We start from the raw sequence: 23,603 nt of genomic DNA, 5'->3' as shown, positions 1-23,603 counted from the left end.
TCTTGGCGTATAAATTAAGCATTTTCGATGATTAATTGGGCGGCCAATTGACTGGCGCCTTTTCCACCTAATTTTTCTTTAAGTGATTTGTAATCGGATAATATGCGTTCACGCTCCTTGCCTTCAGTTATTTTTAATAGTTCCTGTTTTAGGTTTTTTGAAGTTAAATCATTTTGAATCAATTCTTTAACTACTTCTTTGTCCATTATCAAGTTGACCAAGGAAATGTAATCGAGGGTAATAATTCGTTTCGCTATTTGATAGGAAATCCAATTGCCTTTGTAACAAACCACTTGAGGGATTTCAAAAAGGGCGGTTTCCAAAGTAGCCGTTCCACTTGTAACCAAAGCTGCATGGGAATGATTAAGCAAGGAGTAGGTTTGATTGGATACATAACCCACTTCTTCTTTTAAAAACGACATATAAAAGTCATCAGGCAAACTTGGGGCGCCAGCAATTACAAATTGATACTCAGGAAAGTCTTTTGTAACCGAAAGCATTACTGTCAACATTTTTTGAACTTCTTGCTTCCGGCTTCCGGGCAAAAGTGCGATTATTGGTTTTTGTGGATGAAGATGGTTTTCGTTTCTGAATGTAGCTTCATCTACAATTTCCGTGTTTTCAACCGCATCGATAAGAGGATGTCCCACAAAGTGCACCGGATAATTATGTTTTTTTTCGTAAAAATCTTTTTCGAAAGGAAGGATGACGTACATGTTGTCGATATCCCGTTTGATTTTTTTGATTCTACTCTCTCGTGAAGCCCATATTTGTGGGGAAATATAGTAGTTGGTTTTGAAACCATTTTTCTTGGCCCATTGGGCAATACGGAGGTTGAAGCCTGAAAAATCAATGAAAATAACTAGGTCTGGGTCGAATTTTTGAATATCCTCTTTGCAAAACGAAATGTTCTTGAAAATGGTTGGAATGTTTTTAAGGACTTCTAAAAATCCCATAAACGCCATTTCCTTGTAGTGTTTTGCCAAATCACCACCGGCTTTTAGCATTAAATCACCTCCCCAACACCTGATATTGGCCTCTTTGTCTTTTTTTCTAAGGGCCTTGATCAGATTGGAGCCATGAAGGTCTCCCGAAGCTTCACCAGCAATAATGTAGTATTTCATTTAAACAAAGACCTTATAATATAAAATGACCAAGGCTGTTAACAAAGTCGCTATCATGACACCTCTGGCTCGGTAATCTCTCTTTAATCGCAGAAATCCAAAAAAAGCGACCAGATTAAGAATGGCACCCAAGGCCAATATGCTGCCAACGTGTCCTTGTTCAACTGCCACATTAAAAGTTTCAATTATGCCTAAATCTGAAAAAAGTAAAATATACAACATGGTGCCAAAGACATTTGCAATGATTCCCACCACAAAACCTATCAAAATCTCTTTTTTATTCTTCATTTAAGTTCCAATTATTTACTGTTGAAATGACATGATGAGCTGTTAAGTCAAATTGAGTGGGGACAATGGAAACATAGCCGTTCGCCAATGCCCATTCATCGGTATCCTCACCTTTGTCCAATAGTTCAAATTCTCCGGATAGCCAATAATAGTCTTTTCCTGTTGGGCTTGTTCGCTTATCAAATTGCTCTTTCCAATTGGCTCTTGCTTGTCTACAGACCTTTATACCCTTGGGCTCAGTTTCAGTTTTTGGGATATTGACATTGAGCACGGTTCCTTTAGGAATTCCCTGATTTAATGCTTCTTGAACTATTCTCTTTATAGATATCACGGAATGTTCAAAATTGGCGTCCCAAGAATAATCGCAAAGTGAGAAGCCAATAGCTGGAATCCCCTCGATACCTGCCTCGATGGCAGCACTCATAGTGCCTGAATAAATGACATTGATGGAAGCATTGGAGCCATGATTTATGCCACTTACGCAGAGGTCAGGCTTTTTATCCAAAATTTCTTGCAACGCCAGTTTTACGCAATCTGCAGGAGTGCCACTGCAGCTATATTCACTTGGAGCCCCTTCCTCATGGTCAATGGTAACTTTTTTGGAATATAGCGTACTATCTATCGTAATGGCATGTCCCATGCCCGATTGTGGACTATCTGGGGCAACTACAACTACCTCTCCAATTTCCTTTATGGCCTTAATAAGAACCCTGAGCCCCGGAGCTGTTATGCCATCGTCGTTGGTGACTAAGATGAGCGGTTTTTTCATTTTGGATAATTAATGATGTAAAAATACGTTTTCATAAGGATATGATACACCCGTCGTTTAACAAAAAATTAAACGAGACGAACTGGAATGGCACGGTTTTTTCAGTATCTTAGGGAATTCGTATAAACAGAAACGGGGATGGATTTAATGAAGAACAGACTGTATTTGGTCACATAAATTAGCTCCCAATAAACACCATATTATGAAAAAGAATTTCACCTTAGCACTTTTGGTAATTCTTGTTGCAGTAGCCTCCTGCAGTTTTACAAACAAGTCTTTCGAAAACGATGACAAAGACAAATTACTTTTGGATTTGATTACCTATGTCCTCGAGCGAGGCCACTATGAACCAAAAGACTTAAACGATAATTTTTCTTCCAGTGTTTTTGACGATTTTATCGATATAATAGATCCAACAAAGCGATATTTTTTGGCTAGCGATATTCGTGAATTCGAGAAGTACAGGTTCATGATTGATGACGAAATCAAAAATACCGAAATCACTTTCTTTAATATTGTTTACCAACGTTTAATGAAGCGTATGGGTGAAGCCAAAGCAGTTTATGAAGAAGTATTGTCTGAACCGTTCGATTATAATGCAATAGAAGATATCAATATAGATTATAAAGAGCAGGAATATGCTTCTAACAAAAAGCAACTTAAAGAGCGTTGGAGAAAACAGTTAAAATACAACACTCTAGGCCTATATGACGAAAAGGTTGAAATTCGAGCAAATGCTATTTCCGCTGGGGGATCGGCAAATGGGAGTCCCGACTTGGCAAGTGTGGCGGTCAAAAAACCTTCTGAGCCTGAGCAAAAGCAGCTTAAGGATATGACCTTGGCTGAGGTGGAGCAATCTGCCAGAGAAAGTACAAAAACCACGCTGAATGAATTTTTCGATTTTGTCGATGGACTGGAGCGAAAAGATTGGTTTGTACAGTATATTAATACTATAGTAGATGAGTTTGACCCTCACACGTACTACTTTGCTCCTGATGATAAAGAGAAGTTTGATATCGGAATGTCGGGTAAGTTTGAAGGTATTGGGGCCAGATTGCAAAAGAAGCCCGAAGGTGCCCGTATTATGGAAGTTATTTCCGGAGGGCCTGTTTGGAGAGACCAAAGTCTAGAGGTTGGTGATGAGATTGTAAAAGTTGGTCAAGATGGCGAAGAACCCGTAGATATTGTGGGTATGCGTTTGGATGATGCGATAAAACTGATAAAAGGCCCAAAAGGAACTGTGGTGGATTTGACTGTTCGAAGAGTGGATGGTACAATTGAGGTGGTTTCAATCACTAGGGACATAGTGCAATTGGAAGAATCTTTTGCCAAATCGGCGACAGTTAAAAAGGATGGACACAAATACGGATTAATCAATCTACCTAAGTTTTATGTGGATTTTGAAGATTATACAGAAAGAAATGCCGCAACAGATGTTGCTAAAGAAGTAGAACGACTAAAGCAGTCCGGTGTTGAAGGAATTGTTTTGGATTTACGTGATAATGGAGGAGGGTCATTGAAAACCGTGGTTGAAATGGCGGGATTGTTCATTGAGGACGGTCCAATTGTTCAGGTGAGATCTTCTGGTCAACGAAAAGAAGTCCATGAAGATAAAGATGAGCGCATACAATGGGATGGGCCATTGGTAATCCTTGTAAATGAGTTGTCCGCTTCTGCTTCAGAGATTTTAGCGGCTGCTATGCAAGACTATAAACGTGCGGTGGTTATTGGAAGTAAGCAGACCTTCGGAAAGGGTACCGTTCAAAATGTTATTCCTTTGGATAATATTGTGCGCAGCAATGAACATGGAGACCTAGGTGCTATTAAGCTCACAACCCAAAAGTTTTACAGAATTAACGGTGGTTCTACCCAGTTGGAAGGTGTTAAGAGTGATATTGTTGTCCCTGACCGTTATAGCTATATAGATTTAGGCGAGAGGGATCAAGAAAACCCATTGGGTTGGGATAAAATTACTCCGGCAGATTATAAAATATGGGATGGCTATATCGATTTTGAAACCACAGTGGCTAATAGCAAGGCGAGAATGGCGAACAATGAGTATATCAAACTAATTGAAGAAAATGCCCAATGGTTGAAAGAACAGCAAGATGAGAATGTTATTTCATTGAATTATGATGACTATAAAAAGCGTGGCGAAGAAGCAAAAGAACGTTCTGAGCACTTTAAAAGCCTTAGGGAATATGATTCCAAGTTGACTTTTGAATCACTAAAGTATGAAACAGAATTGTTCACTCAAGACCCTATTCTAAGAGAAAAAAGAAATCGTTGGCACAAAGATTTGGCTAGAGATTTATACGTGGAAGAAGCTGTAAATGTGTTAAGGGATCTTCAGATAAACAATATTAAACATAACGAAAGAAAATTGGCCAGCGTAAAAGGATGATTTTCTTAGTTGAGAAATATAGAAGCCGACTATAAGTCGGCTTTTTTTGTTTGATAAGGATACTAAATTTGCTTATAGGAAAGAAAAGTTATGAATAGAAAGACCACATATACATTGCTCCTATTGGTTTGCATTATCGGTTTTTGGGTTTTTGAGAATTTTTATACCCCGGATACATACTCCTCACCTGCAAAAGAAGAAGCTCCAACTACTTTGCATAAGGATTTTTTGCCCAGTTCAACCACAGGTGAAATTGTGAGGCATCAACATTATATGTTGTCCTATAGCGAACCCCATGAGCAGGCCGAGTGGGTGGCGTATCAATTAAAAAAAGAGCATCTAACCTACGATGATAGAAAGCGACCCTACTTTATTGAAGACCCAAAGGTAAGTAGCAAATCCGCCGATTGGAGAAACTATAAAGGATCAGGATATGATAGAGGGCATTTGTGCCCCGCCGGTGATAGAAGATTTTCGGAACAGGCGTATAATGAAACCTTTTATACAAGTAACATAAGCCCCCAGGAGAGGGATTTTAATGCTGGGGTTTGGAACAGGTTAGAGCAGCAAATACGAAAGTGGTGTAAAAAATATGGCGACCTGACAATTATTACAGCAGGAGTTTTAAAGAATGGATTGGAAGAAATAGGTGATGAAGATGTTGATGTTCCAGAGGCATTTTATAAAATCGTTTTTAGAAATGATGGTGAGTCAATTCAGGTACTGTGTTTTTTAATTCCGAATAAAGAAAGTTCTGCAGGACTTAAGAGTTTTTTGATTCCTATCGATGAACTTGAAAAAATGACTGCTATTGACTTTTTTAAAAATCAATCTAGAGTTTGGCAGGAAAAAGTTGAAAGTGGCGTAAGAACTTCAAGTTGGAACTTTTAAATTCCGTCCTTTAACCGATTGGAATCCAACTTCAAAAAAATAAAAAGCAGCATAGTAAAAAAGATAAGACCTGAACCTCCATAACTAAAGAAGGGCAGTGGTATACCTATTGTTGGCAAAAGTCCGATTACCATTCCAATGTTCACAAAATAATGGATAAACAATATCGAGATAACCCCATAGCCATACATTCGACTAAAATCGCTTTTTTGACGTTCCGCAATAAAAATCAAACGCAGAAATAAAAAAGAAAATAGGAGGATTACAGTAGTGGTTCCCAAAAAGCCCCATTCTTCACCGACGGAGCTAAAAATATAATCTGTGTGCTGTTCAGGAACGAAATCTCCCTTTGTACGGGTGCCTTCCAAAAAACCTTTGCCAAAAAAACCTCCAGATTCAATAGCTTTTTCGGATTGATATGTATTGTACCCGATCGTTTTTCTGATTTCTTCCAATTTACCTTCATCTTTTTCCAAGCTGAGCCATAGCGCAAAACGATCTCGGTGTCGTTGTTCAAAAACGTTGTCAAAAACAAACCGAACGGACAGTGAAAATAACATGGAAACAATCAGTACCAAACTAAAAGGCAAAATCGGGATTTTGGTTGTAGCTCTTTTAAAGGTGAAAACCAACACGGTTGCTATTCCTAAACCGATGCCTACCCAAACAGTGCCAAACATAAGTGTGGTGGCGAACAAAACCACCGCAAATACGAGTATGCCCAAATAATATAGTGGAAAACCTTCTCTGAAAAGTACAAAGAACAATGAAAAATAGATTAACGAACTTCCGGGGTCTGGTTGCGGTAAAATCAGTAATGCTGGTAACAGTATAATGGTTAAGGCGTAAAGCTGATGTTTTCGGGTTTTAATGTCCGTTTGGATGTCACTCAAATATTTCGCCAGTGCAAGAGCTGTCGCCACTTTGGCCAATTCTGAGGGTTGAAGATTAAAAAAGCCCAAATCATACCAAGATGTTGCTCCGGCAATAGTCTTTCCAAAGGGGAATAAACCTATAAGTAGCAGTACTGCGCCGATATAGAAAATTGAAGCAAAACGTTCAAAAAAAATGGTTTCAATAAAAAGGACGAACACAATACCGATCAAGGCGAGTCCAATAAAAAAGAATTGTTTGCCGTATAAGGTTGAGAAATCAAAAATGGAAGTATGGGCATCCGTCATTGTGGTGGAATAAATATTCACCCACCCAATAAAAACCAAAAGGGCATAAATAAAAACAGTCAGCCAATCAATCCTTCCAAATAGGCCTCTACCAGACATATTCATTTATCTTGAAAGGTTCACCACTATAGGGCTTGGCATATTCATGTTCCAAGGTTTTCTCAAGCATGCGCTTTTCCAAATCTTTTCTGGTGATTTCTCCTTTTATATATTTTTCTATCAATAGTGATGCAATATGCCCCGCATAGCGAGAACCGTAATAGCCATTCTCAATATAAACCGCCAATGCGATTTTTGGATTATCAACCGGTGCAAACGCCACAAAAACAGAATGATCGGTCAACTGCATCCGCTCTCCATTTATCCTAGTAAAATTTTCCACGGTTCCTGTTTTTCCAGCTATTTCAATATCCGGAATCTGAACCCACCGGGCAGTTCCGTATTTATATACATTGGCCATCCCCTGAATTACCGGTTCGAAAAATTCACGGTCAATTGTTGTGTAATGGGGTTCGGTGTATTTTGGATCAATAGCACCCATGTTTCCAACGGTTTTAATGACATGAGGAGTATAATAGTATCCTCGATTGCCAATTGCTGCTGCCATATTTGCCAATTGCAATGGAGTAGCGGCAACTTCACCTTGGCCAATGGAGTTTGAGATAATTGTAGAAGATGCCCATCGTCCATCGCCGTACCACCTGTCATAAAAAGCCTTGCCAGGAATTCTTCCAGGCCGCCCTGTTGGGATATCGGTTCCCAAATAACTCCCAAGACCAAAGCTTTTCATATGCTTTTCCCAGACATCCATTCCCTCATCGGTTGATGGATATTTTTCAAATATCTTTCTAAAGGTCCCTGCAAAATAAGCGTTACAGGATTGGTATATCCCAGAATTCATATCCCTTACTCCACCTCCACAATGGCATCCTTTCTTTTGATTGCCTACATAAAATCCATTGTAACATCTAAACTTTGTTTTTTCGTCAATCACTCCTTCCTGTAGTGCTACCAAGGCATTCAGGGTTTTAAAAGGAGACCCGGGAGAGGGTTCGGCTGATATAGAGCGGTCAAATAATGGTTGGGCAATGGTGTCATAATGCAATTTGGTATAGTTTCTAGACCTCTCACGACCTACCAAAAGTGCTGGGTCATAGGTGGGGCCTGATATCATGGCAAGTATTTCGCCCGATTTGGGCTCAATGGCAACTATGCCGCCGCGTTTACCATGCATCAAGCGTTCTCCATATTCTTGTAGGGTTTTATCAAGGGTAATATGGATTTCTTTCCCTTGCTCGGGAAGGGTATCCAATTTTCCTCCTTTATAGGGGCCAATGTCCCTATTGAACCTATCCTTTTGGATATGTTTTACCCCTTTTTGTCCGCGAAGTATTTCTTCGTACTGTTTTTCAATACCGGTTTGTCCCTTTAATTCTCCTGCGACGTAATGTGGGTTGTTTTTTAGTTCCCATTCGTTTACTTCGCTAATATAGCCCAGTACATTGGCAGCACTATTGGTGGTATAATATCGCAAAGACCTCTTTTGGATATAAAAGCCCTCGAAATGGCGCATTTTTTCCTGGAGCCTTGCATAATCTTCTTTGGATAATTGAGGTACCAAAACAGAAGGAAGTCTAGGTGAGTACACCCTTGCTTTTTTCATTTTACTAATGAAACGTTCTTTGTCAATCTTTAAAAGGTTGCAGAATTCCAAGGTGTCTAAGGGCCTTACCTCACGGGGAATTACCATCACATCGTAAGCTGGTTGGTTGCCTACCATAAGTTCACCGTTTCTATCATAGATATAGCCGCGTTCGGGATAGTCGTGTATTTTTTTAATTGCGGGGTCATCCAGCAATTGATCAGGAGAGAAGCGAAAAAGCTGCAAATAGGAAAGCCTTCCTATAAACGTAAATCCGATGATGACAACAATGGAGGATAGCAGCAGTTTTTTCATGGATAATTATGTTTTGAGCATTTGGCCTTTGTATTTCAACGAGATAACTACTTTTTTATTCGCTCTTTGGACTAAAAAGTGAACTGAAAAGCGTGCACAGTACCAAAGTTACCACTCCTGTGGCAAAAACCTTTTTTAAAATTAAAAGGAAGTGCGAGATACTTAGAATTTCCAATGAAAAGAAAACTATCTGATGAACCAGAATCAACAAAGCCAAAAAGGTAATGCGTTGTACTTTGGTGGTATTCTTAAAACTGAAATTTTGAAACTCGTAGTTCACCCCAAAACAAAAACGCATAATTACTGGTCTTACGTATGCCACGGTCAGAGCAGCTATGGAGTGTAAAGCAAGGGTGTCGGAGAAAATGTCGATGATGAACCCTAGAAGAAATGAAGTAATCATGAATACGGCCCGATTACTCTTTAGGGGATACCAATAGAAGAAAATCACATAGACCAAAGGGTTTATGAATCCCATGAAGTTCAAAGTGTTGAAAATTAGAACTTGTGTTAGGACAAGTAATGTAAATCGAAGCGTATTTATGAAGATTGTACTATTCATTCTCGGTCATTGCTTCCAGTTCTTCAATCTCTTCCTTGTTCTTATGCTTGATCAAGTAGACGTTTTTAATGTTGGCCATGTCATTGAACAATTGCACATCTATATTGTAAAAACTTCGAGAAGTGTTCAAGTCATATTTTTTGATGACGCCAATGGGAATACCTTCGGGAAATATACTTGACATGGCTCCTGTAACAATTGTATCACCTACAACCAATGGCACCAATCTAGGAATGTCAATCAGTTGCGCTACGGAATAATCTTCTTCATTCCATACCAATGAACCAAAATATTCCGAGTTTTTGATTTTGGCATTAACGCTCGATTTGGTATTCAAAATACTCTGAACGGTGGCAAAATTTGAAGAAACATTCTCCACAATACCTAAGATTCCTTCAGTGGTGATTACACCCATATCTTGGGTTACTCCTTGGTTTTTACCTTTGTTGATGGTTAGGTAATTTCTTGGGGAAGAAAAGCTGTTTTTAATCAGATTGGCACTGATTACCTCATAATTAAGCGCGGTAGTGTCGACTTGTTGGGTGATTTCCTGTTTCGAATTAAAAAGTAACCTCCGTAACCTTTCGTTTTCTTGGACTAATCGTTGGTTTTCTTGCCTAAGCCCAAAATAGGAAGAAATATTTGCGGCAATGCCATAAATATTGCCTGTTAACCATTTGGAGGAATTAAAAAATCTGGATTGATGATATGAGTGCGACCGAATGGTCATGCTCAAAGCAATAATCATAAGAAAGCTATAGAGAAAAGCATTCCTATACCTTAGAATAAAATTGATGATCCGCTGCATGCAATCGTATCATTAAGGAAAGTCCGTAAACTTCCAATGGCCCCAAAACGGTTTTTACTACCGAATTTACTTTATCAATATACTTTTATAGCGTTCCAGATTTTTGAGAGCGATACCCGTTCCACGTACCACAGCTCTTAATGGATCTTCGGCAATATAAACGGGTAGGTCCGTTTTTTGCGAAAGCCTTCTATCCAACCCTCTCAACATGGATCCACCACCGGCAAGATAAATCCCAGTGTTGTAGATATCAGCTGCAAGTTCTGGAGGAGTTTGTGACAAGGTTTCCATAACGGCATCCTCTACTCTCAAAATACTTTTGTCCAATGCCTTGGCTATTTCACGATACGAAACATGAACTTGTTTTGGTTTTCCTGTCAAAAGATCCCTTCCTTGTATCGATTTATCATCTGGAGGGGATTTTAAATCTTCCGTGGCCGAACCAATTTCAATTTTAATGGCCTCAGCAGTACTTTCCCCAACGTAAAGGTTGTGCTGGGTACGCATATAATAGATGATGTCATTGGTAAATACATCACCCGCAATCTTTACCGACTTATCACAGACAATTCCACCCAAAGCAATAACCGCAATTTCCGTAGTTCCACCCCCTATATCCACAATCATATTTCCTTTGGGCTGCATAATATCAAGCCCAATACCGATTGCCGCCGCCATGGGCTCATGAATCAAATACACTTCTTTGCCATTTACCCTTTCTGCTGATTCCCGAACAGCGCGCATTTCCACCTCCGTAATCCCCGAAGGAATACAAATGACCATTCGTAAAGCCGGTGGGAACCATTTTTTCTTTAACGCAGGAATGTTTTTGATGAACATGTTGATCATCTTTTCCGAAGCATCAAAGTCAGCGATTACCCCATCCTTCAATGGTCGGATGGTTTTAATGTTTTCATGGGTTTTTCCCTGCATCATGTTAGCTTCTCTTCCCACAGCAATGATTTTTCCAGAGATTCTATCCCTGGCTACAATGGAAGGACTATCAACTACGACTTTATCTAAATGAATTATCAGGGTGTTTGCAGTACCAAGGTCAATAGCGATTTCCTCGGTCATGAAATCAAAAAATCCCATAAAAAGCGCTGGTTTTTCGGATTAACGGTAAATTTTATCGGCTAATGTACTAAAATTAATGTTTAAAATGCCGAGTCCCGGTCATTACCATTGCCAATCCGTTTTCGTTGCAATAATCAATGCTCAATTGATCCTTGATTGAACCTCCAGGTTGAATCACACTTTTTATTCCAGCTTTGTCTGCAATCTCAACGCAGTCGGGGAATGGGAAGAAGGCGTCACTGGCCATTACAGCGCCATCCAACTCAAAATTAAACGATTTAGCCTTGTGGATAGCTTGGTTTAAAGCATCTACACGTGAAGTTTGACCAGTTCCACTAGCGCAAAGCTGTTTGTTTTTGGCCAAAACAATGGTATTGCTTTTGGTATGCTTACACAATTTAGAAGCAAAGATTAAATCCTCGATTTCTTCGGAAGACGGTTTTTTGTCGGTTACTGATGTCAATTCTTCAGCAGAATCGGTTTTGAAATCTTTATCCTGAACCAATACGCCATTAAGACATGTTCGTACCAAAGTTTCAGGAAGTGCAACCTCATTCTGGATGAGGATGATACGGTTCTTTTTGCCTTTGAGGATTTCCAAAGCATCATCGGAATAAGATGGCGCAATAACCACTTCACAAAATAGCTTATGGATTTCTTCAGCTGTAGGAGCATCAATTTCAACATTGGAAATCAAAATGCCACCAAATGCGGATACAGGATCTCCGGCCAATGCATCTACATAAGCTTGTTTTATGGAACTTCTTGTAGCCAATCCGCACGCGTTGTTGTGCTTTAGAATGGCAAAAGTAGGGTCATCATTTTTGAATTCCCCCATAAGATTTACAGCAGCATCTACATCCAAAAGATTATTATAGGAAAGCTCTTTGCCATGCAGTTTGGTGAACATAGCTTCAAAATCACCGTAGAAATATCCTTTTTGATGTGGATTTTCACCATATCGAAGCACCTTCCCATTTTGCTCACTGATTTTGAGAGCGGTCTCATCACCATTTGCATTGAAATAATTGAAGATAGCTGAATCATAATGTGAAGAAACGTTGAAAGCCTTGGTGGCAAAACGTTTACGGTCTTCCATAGTTGTTGAGCCGTCTCCTTCAGAAATAACGTTCAAGAAATCGGCATAATCCTCCATGGAGGAAACACAAAGCACATCCTTGAAATTTTTGGCCGCGGCCCTGATCAGGGAAATACCTCCAATATCAATTTTTTCAATAATATCCTGTTCTGAAGCACCACTGGCGACAGTTTTTTCAAAAGGATAGAGGTCAACAATAACAATATCCAATTGGGGAATTTCAAATTCCTCCATTTGAGCAACATCACTTTCGTTGTCCTGACGGTTAAGAATTCCGCCGAAAACCTTTGGGTGAAGCGTTTTTACACGTCCGCCTAAAATGGAAGGATAACTTGTTACATCCTCAACAGGAACTACATCAATACCTAAATCACGGATAAATTTTTCGGTCCCTCCAGTGGAGTACAAGGTTACTCCAAGTTCATCCAATTTTTTGACGATGGGTTCCAAACCATCTTTGTGAAATACGGATATAAGTGCTGCGGAGGCTTTTTTGGTGGTGCTCATTTTGTGTCTTAAAAATCAAATTATTAAGCACACAAAAGTAGTTTTTTTGTCACTAAAAAGTTGGGCGGGTTATCAACAAAATGCCACTAGTTTTAAAGAATTTGTGATACTTTTTGATTGACAAATTCCAAAAAGCGTTCATCATCTTCAGAAAAGGGGTCAGGCGTGTTGGAATCGATGTCAATTTGACCAATATTCTCACCATCTTTGAACATTGGGATTACGATTTCAGATTTTACCGTAATGCTACAAGCGATATAGTTGTCCTGAGCAGCCACGTCAGGCACCACAAAGTTTTCATTGCTCACGGCAACCTGCCCGCAAATACCTTTCCCAAAGGGAATAATGGTATGATCTGTTGGCTCACCGGCATAGGGCCCCAATTTCAATTCCTCTTTATTACCATTTTTAAAATAAAACCCTACCCAGTCGTAATAATCGATGGCATCTCGTAGAAGATGGCAGACGGCCTCCAGACGATTTTCAACACTTTTTTTATTGTCAGAAAGAATTGTGGTTACTTCAGGTTTAAGGGCTGCTAACATTGAATTGTTTTTTGCAAATGTATTAGAAAAGGATCTTTTGATTTGAAAGTAAAGTTAAAATTCTGAATAGGTTCCTAGTCCTTAAAAATGGTCTGTTTCTTTAAGTTGATAAATCCAGTATTGGGTTGGTCAAGGTAACGTTTAGTCCGTAAGTAGCGATTTACATTGTATTCGTCATAGTTGTCGGAACCTGGTTCTGTGCTCGAAATTTTTACACGGCCAGCAGAATGTATGAACTTGTTGTTGCCGATCCACATGCCGACATGCACCACTTTTTCCTTGGTAGAATCAGTAGCTTTTTTTCCAAAAAAGAGTAAATCTCCCTTTTTTAGATTTTCAAAACTTCCGGCACTATCTAGGGGAATGCCGGCATTTACTTGTTGGGATGCATCACGCGGTATGACCATTCCGTTGAGAAAATATACAGTCTTGGTAAAACCACTACAATCGACTCCTTTAGTGGAGGTCCCGCCCCAAAGATAAGGAACGCCCATAAGGGTCTCGGCTGTCGCTACTAATTGGTTTTCTGTGGGATGTAATGATTCCAACCACAAGAGGTAGCGATCGGCTTCCCCTTTTTTTATGTAAGCTGTACGTCTGTCAGGGTACTCCACATAAAAGTAATCAGGGTGTTCTTCTATAATCTTTAAAATATCCCCTGCGACAAGATCCGAAACTATGTCGCCATTATTTTTATTTTGATATGAATGTCCATAGGTTTTGGTATAGATGAGTTTTTCGGCATTTTTCCATAAATCCAAATCTTTTTTTGGAAGCGGGATAATACCTCCATAATCCACCCAGGCCAGATAACCATCGGGGGTCTGTATCCAATACCATTCTCCTTCTTTTTTTAAGATATTGACCATAGTGCCCAAAGTGGCCTGAGTCGCCAGTTCTGCCGAGTGCTTTGGGTTGGAACGCAAATTGGCCACTGATACATTGATAACGCCTTGGGTAAGCCCGTTAAGGCTTTCATGGGGTAGAGGGGTGATACTGTCCAATATTGAAATTCCTTTGGCAGAAAGATTGTTGTGTAGGGCGTCAACCGCTTCAGGTAAATTACTTTCTCCTTTCAAAATATAAGTTTCCCCTTTTTTTTCAGCTTCTACTTGAAACCAGGCCACTCTTTTATCCGGAGCATATTGATATTGTATGTCTGATATAATTTTATCTACTGTGACCATTGATTTTTCCTCGGTAGAGCAGGAAATAACGAGTATTAGAACCAAAAGAAGTTGAGGCAACTTGTGAAACATAATAGAGAATTCAAATGAGAAAATAAATTTAAAGAAAATGAAGGCAAATCTGAGAATGTGGGTTATTAAAATCAAGCAACCGTTTTGAATTTTCATTTTAAAAAAGGCAGGAATTTAACTTGTTCCTATTTTGGTAATTACTTCTTGAAGCCTTTGTGCAGCTGCAAAGTGCCACTTGTAAACATTGTTGACTTCAGGCTGGTTTTTAAAAGTGTGTTAATGCTGGTAGTCGTGAAATTAGGTTTTCTTAACTTTGTGGTGTGAATGACATCCTTCGTAATATCGGTTCTATATCCCTAGCAATGATGGTGTTGCTGTCTACCATGTCGTGGACAGTGGATAAGCATTTGTGTATGGGCCGGGTTATGGATATTGCGTTCTTTGCCCATGCAGATAATTGTGGTATGGAAGAAGCAATGGCGGCTATGGAAACGGACGCGGATGACAACCATTGCTGTGATGACGAATCTTTTACGCTTGAAGGACAGGATGATTTAAAACTTTCCAATTCGGATTTGGATTTTGAGCACCAAGTTTTTTTGGTGGCCTTTGCCCATTCCTACCTTGATTTGTTCACCCCTGTTGAGGAACTTCCTGTTCCGCATGAAAAATATCCACCTCCCATTTTGGTCAGGGACATACATGTCTTGGACCAGGTCTTCTTGATTTGATGTATTGAATACTAATGATTTCCCCGTTTCATATGATTCGGGCATTGATTTTTATTTCAACAATTATTCAATACATAACAATGAAACATATTTTAATACTACTTTTTTGGCTTCCCATGCTGCTGACCGCCCAAGATAAAATTGAGGGTATGGTTATGGAGGCCAATGCAGAAAATAAACATATTGGCCTTGCTGGCGCCAATGTGTACTGGTTAAATTCACAATTAGGGACCATTACCAAAGAAAATGGAACCTTCAGTATTCCATATTCCAAAGATTACAACAAGCTTGTTATCAGTTTTGTGGGGTTCAAGACGGATACGTTAACCATTAATGAACCCAAAATGGTGCATCATTGGTTGGTGCCATCCAACCAATTGGATGAGGTCGTGGTGGAAAAAGAGCGCGATGCTGTGCAAAAGACCTTTTTTTCCACACAAAATGTAGTTACTGTGAATAGTGCAGAACTTTTAAAGGCAGCTTGTTGCAATCTGTCCGAAAGTTTTGAAACGAATCCGGCCATTGATGTCAATTTCAATGATGCACTAACTGGGACGAAGCAAATCCAGATGTTGGGGTTAACAAGTCCTTATTTGCTGATTACCCAAGAGAATATTCCCATGGTGCGAGGCGCTTCCCAAACCTATGGTTTGACCTTTACTCCGGGAACTTGGGTGGAAAGTATCCAAATTACCAAGGGAGCGGGTAGTGTGGTCAATGGATATGAAAGTATATCTGGCCAAATCAATACTGAACTTCAAAAACCTTTAACCGACACTCCCATTTTTGTTAATGGCTATGCCAATCTGAATGGAAGATTGGAACTGAACACACATCTTAATACAAAACTATCCGATAAATGGAGTACAGGATTGTATTTGCATGGAAACCGTAGAGATGTAGAAGTGGACAATAACGATGATGGATTTTTGGATAATCCCCTGGCCAATCAAATCAATATCATGAACCGATGGCAATACCAAAATCCTGAAAAGGGATGGGTGAGCTTTTTTAATGTGCGCTATCTGAATGATGAAAAACAGATTGGACAGACCGATTTTAATCCAGACACAGATAGGTTTACAACCAATGCCTGGGGAAGCGAAATAGATACCCGAAGATTCGATGGTTCGGTAAAATTGGGGTATGTTTTCCCTGAATTGCCATATCAGAGTTTCGGTTTCCAAACATCGTACAGCAGTCATAAACAAGACTCTTATTACGGATTCAATATTTATAATATTGATCATGAAAGTATTTATACCAATCTAATTTTCAATTCCATTATTGGGAATACGAAGAGTAAGTTCAAAACGGGTTTGACGTTCGCCTATGATGGATATGACGAATTGGTGAATACTCAAGAATTCAGTCGTACCGATATCTCCGCTGGGGCCTTTTTCGAATACAGTTATACCAATTTGGAAAAATTGAGCTTTACCGCTGGTTTGCGGTTGGATGCCCATAATCGATTGGGAACATTTTTTACACCACGATTCCATATCCGTTATACACCTTGGGAAAAGGGAAGTTTAAGAGGATCCTTTGGAATTGGTAGAAGGGTGGCCAATATCTTTGCCGAAAACCAACGCCTTTTCGCTTCTTCAAGAACCATTCAATTACAGACCAATGGAGGAGAGGTTTATGGTTTTGACCCTGAAAAAGCCTTAAACCTTGGGGTGAGTTTTATTCAAGGCTTCTCATTATTTGAAAGGCCAGGAAACTTTTCAGTGGATTTTTACCGAACCGATTTTAACAATCAAATTGTGGTGGATTGGGAGAACCCAAATGAGGTTGTTTTCTCTAATTTGGATGGAAAAAGTTATGCGAACAGCCTTCAGGTTGAACTGAATCACGAGGTGTTGCCCAATGTGGAATTGCGTACGGCCTATAAGTTTTATGATGTGAAAACGGATTATCAAACGGGGCTTTTACAAAAACCGTTGCAAGCCAGACATCGATTTTTCACCAATATTGGCTATAACACAACTCCGACCGAAAACGGATCACAATGGCGTTTTGACCATACGTTGCATGCTCTTGGAGAGCAACGATTACCGAGTACTTCTTCGAACCCTTTCAATTTTCAATTGGCGGATTTCGCCGATGGATATAGCTTAATGAATGCCCAAGTGACCAAGGTCTTTTCAAAGAAATTTGAGGTCTATTTGGGAGGTGAGAATTTGACTAATTTTAGGCAAGATAATCCAGTTTTAGGGTCCAATGACCCTTTTGGAACAAACTTTGACACAACCATTGTATATGCCCCAATTTTTGGACGAATGGTGTATGCAGGTTTTAGATTTAAATCCTAACAACTTAAATATATAATGATGAAAAATAAAGTTTTGATTTTAATATGCGTACTGGTTTCAACAATTGGTTTGGCACAGGATAAGAATAAAAAGATGGCGTTTGAGGTAGATGGCAAATGCGAAATGTGCAAAATGCGAATTGAGAAAGCTGCTTTGGGTGTGCCCGGTGTTAAATACGCCCTTTGGGATATCCCGTCGCACCAACTATCACTGGTAGTTGATGAGCGAAAGACCGATGTCATGAAGATAAAAACGGCTTTGGTAACGGCCGGACACGATACCAAAGAATTAAAGGCTACTCAAGAGGCATATGACAATATTCATCCTTGCTGCAAATACCGGGAAGATGATTCGGACGATAGTGATAAGCATTAAAAAATCATGAAACATTCGTATAAAGTCACAGGAATGACCTGTGAGGGATGTGTGGCTTCTGTAAAGGAAAAACTTTCAAAAGTGAAGGGAGTTACAGATGTCGATGTGGATTTGGAGGCTTCAATGGCGCATATCACTGTGGAAAGCCATATTCCCATAGCAGATTTTAGAGCGGTATTACCAGATAAATATGGGATTCACGAACAGTTTCAAAAGGAAGTTGTATCAACTGTCGGGGAAATGATGGGAGAAAAATCAAAATGGGTGCAATTACGTCCGTTATTCCTGATTTTCGCCTATTTATTTACGGCTTCTATTTTGTTGAACTATCAAGATTGGAATCTTGGTGAAGCTATGCTGGACTTTATGGGATTGTTCTACATTGTCTTTAGCTTTTTTAAGTTTTTGGACTTGAAAGGATTCCCGGAGAGTTTCAGAATGTACGACCCTTTGGCCAAGGTCTTGCCTGCATATGGTTGGATATACCCTTTCTTGGAATTGGGTTTGGGTTTTTTATTTTTAATGCGCATTCAAGTGACCGCAGCTTTAGTTATCACTGTTGTTATTTTGGGCATTACAACCATTGGAGTAACCAAAACCTTGTTGGATAAGAAAAGTATTCGCTGTGCGTGTTTGGGAACCGCCCTAAACCTGCCCATGACCGAGGCCACGTTTATTGAAAATGCAATTATGTTGGTTATGGCATTTTCAATGCTTTTTCAGATGTTGTGATAAGGAAAATGCATAAAAAAACCGCTTCAATTAATTGAAGCGGTTTTGAAAGTTTATTGGTTCTTGATTTATTTTATTTTAATGACGAACGCTTTGGTCTTTAAAAGTTTGGGTTTTAGGCCATCAGGGATTTCAAAAACTACACCTTTTTCTGATTTCTTGGATTTGATCCTGCTGCTAAACCCTAATATGCTAGCTCTTGTTTTTCCTTTTGGATGATAATCTGGAAAGACGATTTCATTGGGCAAAGAATCCTGACCTTTCTCAACCAAATAAACAAGATAAACGGAGCCATCAGGTTTTGAGGTTATACATACATTATCGAATTTGTAGGGAGCCATGGAACGGGTGCCATAAATCGCCTCGCTATTTATTTCCATCCAATCGCCAATTTCTTCAAGAAGTTGATAAGCACCTTGATCCCATTCACCTTTTGGGCTAGGTGCAATATTCAAAAGAAGATTTCCTCCTTTGGCAACGATATCCACAAGAGTATGCACAGCCTCTCGTCCTGACATATATTTTGCATTGAATGAATAAGACCATCCTCCGCCAGCGATAATACAGGATTCCCAAGGGTATGGCAACGGTTTTTCGGGAACTCTGTTTTCGGGGGTCAAATAGTTCTGGTTTTTGCCATGAACAGCCCTGTCGACGACAATCAATCCGGGTTGTTTTTCTCTGGCCTTTTCAACCAATTCATCCATTTTAATGTCTTGGTTGATGTTTCTGGTTTTTAAATAACCCGTTTTATTGTTTTTCATTTGCCTATCGTACCAACTGCTAATTGTAGAAGCGGTTTTTTTGGCAACCCAACCGCCATCCAGCCAAAGGATGTCCACTTTGCCGTAATCTGTTAGCAATTCCAATATTTGGTTATGGGTAAAATCCACAAATTCTTGCCATTTTTCAGGCTTGGATTCCGGCTCATAATTTACATTTCGGTCACGAGGGGGGTAGTAAGGATCCCAATAAGCGGGCATGTGCCAATCTGGTTTTGAAAAATAGGCACCAGCCCAAAAATTCTGCGCTCTAAACGCATCAAAAATCTCTTTGGTCACATTGGCTTTGGGATGGGTTGAAAAGGGAGTTTCCGGGCCGGTAATTTTGTAATCCGTGTACTTGGTATCGAACATGGAAAAGCCATCATGATGCTTTGTGGTAAAGACAACATATTTCATTCCCGCATGCTTTGCTGCTTTTGCCCATTTTTCGGGGTCAAATCCAGTTGGATTAAAGGTCTTCTGTAGATCTTCATACTCCTTTTTATAGGCAAAATAATTTTCGGGATTGGATCCCTTTGTTCGCTCACACCAACCATACTCTTCTGGGCAAATGGACCAAGATTCAACAATACCCCATTGGCTATAAGGACCCCAATGCATCAATAGCCCAAACTTTAAGTCTTGCCATTTTTCCAGTTTTTCCAATACCAGAGGGTCGGTTTCGGGAACGTAGCGTTCATCCTCATAAATTGCTTGCGACCAGCTTATGTTGGTTGCAAATATTGTACAAGTCAATAAGGCCATCAGTAATGGCAAACGATTCTTCATTCTTTTGGTTTTATATTAATTGATTATGATCTCATCTGAAAAAACCCATGAGGGCAGCCCGGCGGCATGGTGCCAATATGGGGTTTCGGTATTTTTAGCATGAACTTTGATATAGCGTAAGTCTTTCGGGTTAAATTTTAAGTCAAAATAGTTGATGTCGTTGACCTTACTTTTTTTATTCAATGGAGAAGGGTTTTTTACCTTTCCTAATTCTTTGAAGTTAACCTTGTCGTTAGAGCCATAATAGGTAACTGAAGAAGGAAAAAATACAACATGGTTGGTCACTTGTAAAAAGGCCATGGAGATGTCACTAATATTCTGTGTTTCACCTAAATCAATAATAACTTCCATGTCATTCCCCTCATATCCCAACCAATTTGCGTAGAAACTGCTTCCGCCCAGGGCACTATCGGTCAAAACCATGGGGTCTTCATCGGCATATTTTTTAGGTTGGGTCAAGCTTACCACTTTTTTCCCTTTCGCTTTGTTAGGTCTTTGTGCAACTTTTAATGCTGACATATAATTTGAAGCATACTCGTTTACGGTAAACCTCATTTCATTCATCATTGTGATATTGTTATTTCGTGCCGTATTGATGAAATTATCTAGTAATGTGGCCACCATTGGGTTTATGGTCTGTTTGGCAGTTTCATCTTCTACCATTAAACTATAGTTTTCCGTAAGGTTCTTTCTGCATGCTTCCAATACTGCATAATCGACACCCAGCCTAGCCATTTTAACCCTAGCCACAATCGACGGTTTGTCAGCTACTGCTTTTTCGGCTTGATCAAATAAGTTGGAATACTCTTCCAGTAAGCTTGGATTTAAATAGGAGGAAAACGCTTCCGATGGGTCTCCGTACAGGAACAGAAAGAAGTCTGGATGTTCCTTAATTTTTGAATGAATCAAATCCACGTAACTTTTTACAAATGGACCCGCTTCTTGATAATACCCATTGGTAAATTCAGTTAATAGTGAATTAAAATCCAAATCTGGGTTCCAAAGCAGTTTTGCGGTGATGTATGAACGAAGCTCAAAAAGTTCACTTGGATTATTGCTGTGCTGTTCAAAAACCCATTTGGCATTGTTGTCTCTAAAGAGACGAATATTGGGCTGGATAGTGCCAATGTTGGGAAAAGGTGCCAAAAAGTTGGTGAATTGGGTGGTGTAATCCCAAATTCTTATGTTGTCGGTGAGCTTGCCCCATCCGATGAGATCATCAGCAAAATCCTTGCATTTTTCAGCAATTGGAGCGCTTCGGTCACATTCTATGGAACAAAGAGTGATCAATACATTTGATGCGGGCTTAATTTTAGGGGGCTTTCGGGTGTATTGATAAGCTAATGTTGAAATGGTTTTTTCGGGAAAGTTAGCTGCAACCTTGTTCACGAAATGAATCATTGAACCCGCTGGACTACCTTCTTCTAAATCGATTTTCCTGCAATTATCACATTGACAATGCTGCTGATTGTCATCTTGGCTTACTGAAATAACCGATGTTTTCGGATTTCTTTTAAAATAGGCAGCTACAGAATCCTTAACTATTTCCAAAACGGTCTCGTTGGTAAGGCAAAGTTGTGTAGGTAGTCTTTTGCCATCTCTTAGCGCATAGTATTCAGGGTGTGATTTATAGAACGTTTCTTCCGGCATAAATCTGTGAAAAGTATGTACCCGGGCATTAGGAACATAATAAGGGAAGGCTTCGTAAGTAACTTTTAACTGATCTGCAAAATCATGATTGTCATAAAAAAGTCTAGAGTGTACTGTTCTTGTTGTTATTTCAGGGATGTAGCTAAAATTCAGATTGTCTAGAGCAACCGTTCTTAAAGTTGGAACCGATTCAACTCCTGGAGCGTACCATTTACATCCTAAATAACTTTCAAAAAACTCGAAAACGGCATTTTGTGTTGCAAGATCAGATTCACCGTAAATGAACAAATCGTTGTTTTGTGACTCAATTCTTATTTCATGGGGTTGAAGATTTTCTTCTTTCGGGATTCCAACATATATTTTTCCCTTCTTTATATTTTGATCGTCCTCTGAAACAACAGCCAGTTCTGCCTTACTTACCTTTTGAAGGTACTGCTGAAGAGTTTGTGCTGATTTATTGATGGTTTCACTTGCATCTTTTGGGATGACAATTTCATAGTTGGTTTTTCCATTTTTGGCAAGGGTCAACCCGTTGTCCGAACAAGAACAGAGGCAGAGTGCAAAAAGAACTAAGATTAATGGAATTAGCTTTTTCATTGAAGTAGTTTGGTGGTTATTTTGGCTATTTTTTGGTTGAAGCGTCGTAAATGGATTTTAAAAGACTGTTCTTTTCTTTGGTGTCATTGCCCAATTGCCAGAACATTATGCCCCCTAGTTTCTTTTTCATGGCATATTCTGTTTTTAAGCGCACGGAAACAGAATCGTCATAGCTTATGAAAATACTGTCTTTGGCATTATAGATGTAGGGCGCCTTTGCAATTGGATCCCAATACCTTTTATAATCTTCATTGGGTTCAAATTCTTTGCGGATTTGTTTATAGGTACTCCATCCGATGTGAGCTCCCGAATTCATTTGGTAGAGTCCGTTATTTTCAGGATGAGCACCTTTCCAGGCCCTTCCATAAAATGCAGCACCTATTATGATTTGTTCCTTTTTCACGCCTTTATCCATGCAATAGGCGACAATTTTTTCAGCAGATTGAGGCTCATAAGCATCTCGATCTTTATCTGAGGTTTTTCTTCTTTCTTCTACATATTTCCATGCAGGAGTGTTTTGAACATCCTTTTCTTTGATCCAGCCCAACGCGGTATGATGTCCTGTAAAGGGCGAGTTGGAACCAATCTGATCATAGGTCATTACATTCATGTAATTGGCATACCTCATTACCTCACCAATCTCAATATTCTTGTAATACGGTTTCCATCCTGCAGAAGCAAAAGTCAATGTTTGTTCCCTGTCTAGACCGTCAAGAGCTTCCCTAAGTTCTTTCATCAATGATGTGAAATTTTGTTTGTCTTCGGGGCGTGCACCTGTTCCTGCTGCAGGAATAGCGGGATATTCCCAATCGATATCAATTCCGTCCAATTCATATTTTTTGTTGAATTCAACCACACTTTGTACAAATTTCTTTCGATTTTCTGCGGTATGTGACATGTCTGAAAAGCCATCGGCTCCCCATCCACCACAAGCAATCATTACCTTTAAATGTGGATGATTCTTTCTTTGAGCGACCAACTGACTGAGTTTTCTGCCAGTTTCTTCATTTTTGAACTTCATTTCACCATCAATGACCTTTGTAAAAGAGAAGATAATATGGGTCAACTGCTCCAACGGTAATTGCTCAGGTCTATAATCTAGCTCTGGAACATAATAAGCCATTACGGCAAAAGAAGGTCTTTTATCCGTCTCTGAGGAGCTCATAAACGAGGCGAATATTACTAAAATAAAAATGGGAATATAGATTCTTGAGTACTTCATTTCAGATGAAAATTATC

The 23,603-nt window shown here is 39.5% G+C and carries 20 protein-coding genes; 6 read left to right on the top strand and 14 right to left on the bottom strand.

What is annotated here, in order from left to right; all coding sequences use genetic code 11:
• Positions 1-14: 14 nt before the first annotated feature.
• The 3 genes from lpxB to surE are packed head-to-tail and all read right to left on the bottom strand — an operon-like array spanning position 15 to position 2,181.
• The gene (lpxB, locus tag E4661_RS05850) at positions 15-1,124 is read right to left on the bottom strand and encodes a lipid-A-disaccharide synthase (protein WP_136465895.1); all 1,110 of its coding nucleotides are present in this window, start codon (positions 1,122-1,124) and stop codon (positions 15-17) included.
• Positions 1,125-1,412 (bottom strand): hypothetical protein, encoded by a 288-nt coding sequence (locus tag E4661_RS05845; protein WP_136465894.1) that lies wholly within the window; start codon positions 1,410-1,412, stop codon positions 1,125-1,127. It abuts the gene before it with no gap.
• Complete coding sequence (surE, locus tag E4661_RS05840; RefSeq protein ID WP_136465893.1) at positions 1,402-2,181, bottom strand: 5'/3'-nucleotidase SurE; 780 nt, start codon at positions 2,179-2,181, stop codon at positions 1,402-1,404. The genes E4661_RS05845 and surE overlap by 11 nt, the downstream gene beginning before the upstream one ends.
• A 202-nt stretch (positions 2,182-2,383) precedes the next feature.
• Between surE and E4661_RS05835 the strand changes: the two genes are divergently transcribed.
• Together E4661_RS05835 and E4661_RS05830 are read left to right on the top strand one after the other, a co-directional pair.
• Positions 2,384-4,585: a carboxy terminal-processing peptidase gene (locus tag E4661_RS05835; protein ID WP_136465892.1), complete on the top strand. Its 2,202-nt coding sequence runs from the start codon at positions 2,384-2,386 to the stop codon at positions 4,583-4,585.
• A gap of 90 nt (positions 4,586-4,675) precedes the next feature.
• A complete protein-coding gene (locus E4661_RS05830) occupies positions 4,676-5,476 on the top strand; it encodes a DNA/RNA non-specific endonuclease (protein WP_136465891.1) in 801 nt (266 codons plus the stop codon).
• Here E4661_RS05830 and rodA read toward each other — a convergent pair.
• The 8 genes from rodA to E4661_RS05790 all read right to left on the bottom strand — a co-directional run bounded on the left by rodA (position 5,473) and on the right by E4661_RS05790 (position 14,471).
• Positions 5,473-6,756: a rod shape-determining protein RodA gene (gene rodA, locus E4661_RS05825; RefSeq protein WP_136465890.1), complete on the bottom strand. Its 1,284-nt coding sequence runs from the start codon at positions 6,754-6,756 to the stop codon at positions 5,473-5,475. The two genes, E4661_RS05830 and rodA, sit on opposite strands and share 4 nt — an antisense overlap.
• Positions 6,746-8,614, bottom strand: a complete 1,869-nt coding sequence (locus E4661_RS05820; protein ID WP_136465889.1) for a peptidoglycan D,D-transpeptidase FtsI family protein — start codon at positions 8,612-8,614, stop codon at positions 6,746-6,748. Before E4661_RS05820 ends, rodA begins: the two co-directional genes overlap by 11 nt.
• Positions 8,615-8,669: 55 nt before the next feature.
• Positions 8,670-9,092 carry a rod shape-determining protein MreD gene (locus E4661_RS05815; protein ID WP_313779311.1) on the bottom strand — a complete coding sequence of 141 codons (423 nt, stop codon included), beginning with the start codon at positions 9,090-9,092 and terminating at the stop codon, positions 8,670-8,672.
• Between the two features lie 76 nt (positions 9,093-9,168).
• Positions 9,169-9,984 (bottom strand): rod shape-determining protein MreC, encoded by an 816-nt coding sequence (mreC, locus tag E4661_RS05810; protein WP_136465887.1) that lies wholly within the window; start codon positions 9,982-9,984, stop codon positions 9,169-9,171.
• 66 nt (positions 9,985-10,050) lie between these two features.
• Positions 10,051-11,079 (bottom strand): rod shape-determining protein, encoded by a 1,029-nt coding sequence (locus E4661_RS05805; RefSeq protein WP_136465886.1) that lies wholly within the window; start codon positions 11,077-11,079, stop codon positions 10,051-10,053.
• Between the two features lie 55 nt (positions 11,080-11,134).
• Positions 11,135-12,667: a bifunctional phosphoribosylaminoimidazolecarboxamide formyltransferase/IMP cyclohydrolase gene (gene purH, locus E4661_RS05800; RefSeq protein ID WP_136465885.1), complete on the bottom strand. Its 1,533-nt coding sequence runs from the start codon at positions 12,665-12,667 to the stop codon at positions 11,135-11,137.
• A gap of 92 nt (positions 12,668-12,759) precedes the next feature.
• Positions 12,760-13,212 (bottom strand): GAF domain-containing protein, encoded by a 453-nt coding sequence (locus E4661_RS05795; RefSeq protein WP_136465884.1) that lies wholly within the window; start codon positions 13,210-13,212, stop codon positions 12,760-12,762.
• A gap of 74 nt (positions 13,213-13,286) precedes the next feature.
• Positions 13,287-14,471 carry a C40 family peptidase gene (locus tag E4661_RS05790; protein ID WP_136465883.1) on the bottom strand — a complete coding sequence of 395 codons (1,185 nt, stop codon included), beginning with the start codon at positions 14,469-14,471 and terminating at the stop codon, positions 13,287-13,289.
• 260 nt (positions 14,472-14,731) lie between these two features.
• Between E4661_RS05790 and E4661_RS05785 the strand changes: the two genes are divergently transcribed.
• The 4 genes from E4661_RS05785 (at position 14,732) to E4661_RS05770 (ending at position 18,564) form a co-directional block, all read left to right on the top strand.
• Complete coding sequence (locus E4661_RS05785) at positions 14,732-15,142, top strand: HYC_CC_PP family protein (protein WP_240751414.1); 411 nt, start codon at positions 14,732-14,734, stop codon at positions 15,140-15,142.
• Between the two features lie 80 nt (positions 15,143-15,222).
• Entirely contained in the window at positions 15,223-17,457 is a 2,235-nt protein-coding gene (locus E4661_RS05780; protein WP_136465882.1) for a TonB-dependent receptor, read from the top strand.
• A gap of 18 nt (positions 17,458-17,475) precedes the next feature.
• The gene (locus tag E4661_RS05775) at positions 17,476-17,832 is read left to right on the top strand and encodes a heavy-metal-associated domain-containing protein (RefSeq protein ID WP_168796337.1); all 357 of its coding nucleotides are present in this window, start codon (positions 17,476-17,478) and stop codon (positions 17,830-17,832) included.
• 6 nt (positions 17,833-17,838) lie between these two features.
• On the top strand, positions 17,839-18,564 hold the full coding sequence (locus E4661_RS05770) for a heavy-metal-associated domain-containing protein (RefSeq protein WP_136465880.1): 726 nt from the start codon (positions 17,839-17,841) through the stop codon (positions 18,562-18,564).
• Between the two features lie 68 nt (positions 18,565-18,632).
• Here E4661_RS05770 and E4661_RS05765 read toward each other — a convergent pair whose 3' ends face one another.
• The 3 genes from E4661_RS05765 to E4661_RS05755 are packed head-to-tail and all read right to left on the bottom strand — an operon-like array spanning position 18,633 to position 23,586.
• Positions 18,633-20,117, bottom strand: coding sequence for an alpha-L-fucosidase (locus E4661_RS05765; protein ID WP_136465879.1), 1,485 nt, complete (start codon positions 20,115-20,117; stop codon positions 18,633-18,635).
• 15 nt (positions 20,118-20,132) lie between these two features.
• Positions 20,133-22,364, bottom strand: coding sequence for a DUF4838 domain-containing protein (locus E4661_RS05760; protein ID WP_136465878.1), 2,232 nt, complete (start codon positions 22,362-22,364; stop codon positions 20,133-20,135).
• Positions 22,365-22,389: 25 nt separating this feature from the next.
• The gene (locus tag E4661_RS05755; protein WP_136465877.1) at positions 22,390-23,586 is read right to left on the bottom strand and encodes a glycoside hydrolase family 18 protein; all 1,197 of its coding nucleotides are present in this window, start codon (positions 23,584-23,586) and stop codon (positions 22,390-22,392) included.
• Between the last annotated feature and the right edge of the window lie 17 nt (positions 23,587-23,603).

Origin of the sequence: Flagellimonas onchidii (assembly GCF_004804315.1) — a bacterium.
In the GTDB taxonomy this organism is placed as follows: domain Bacteria; phylum Bacteroidota; class Bacteroidia; order Flavobacteriales; family Flavobacteriaceae; genus Flagellimonas; species Flagellimonas onchidii.
Note: the sequence above shows the minus strand (reverse complement) of the source record. Positions and strands in the feature narration are given on the sequence as shown.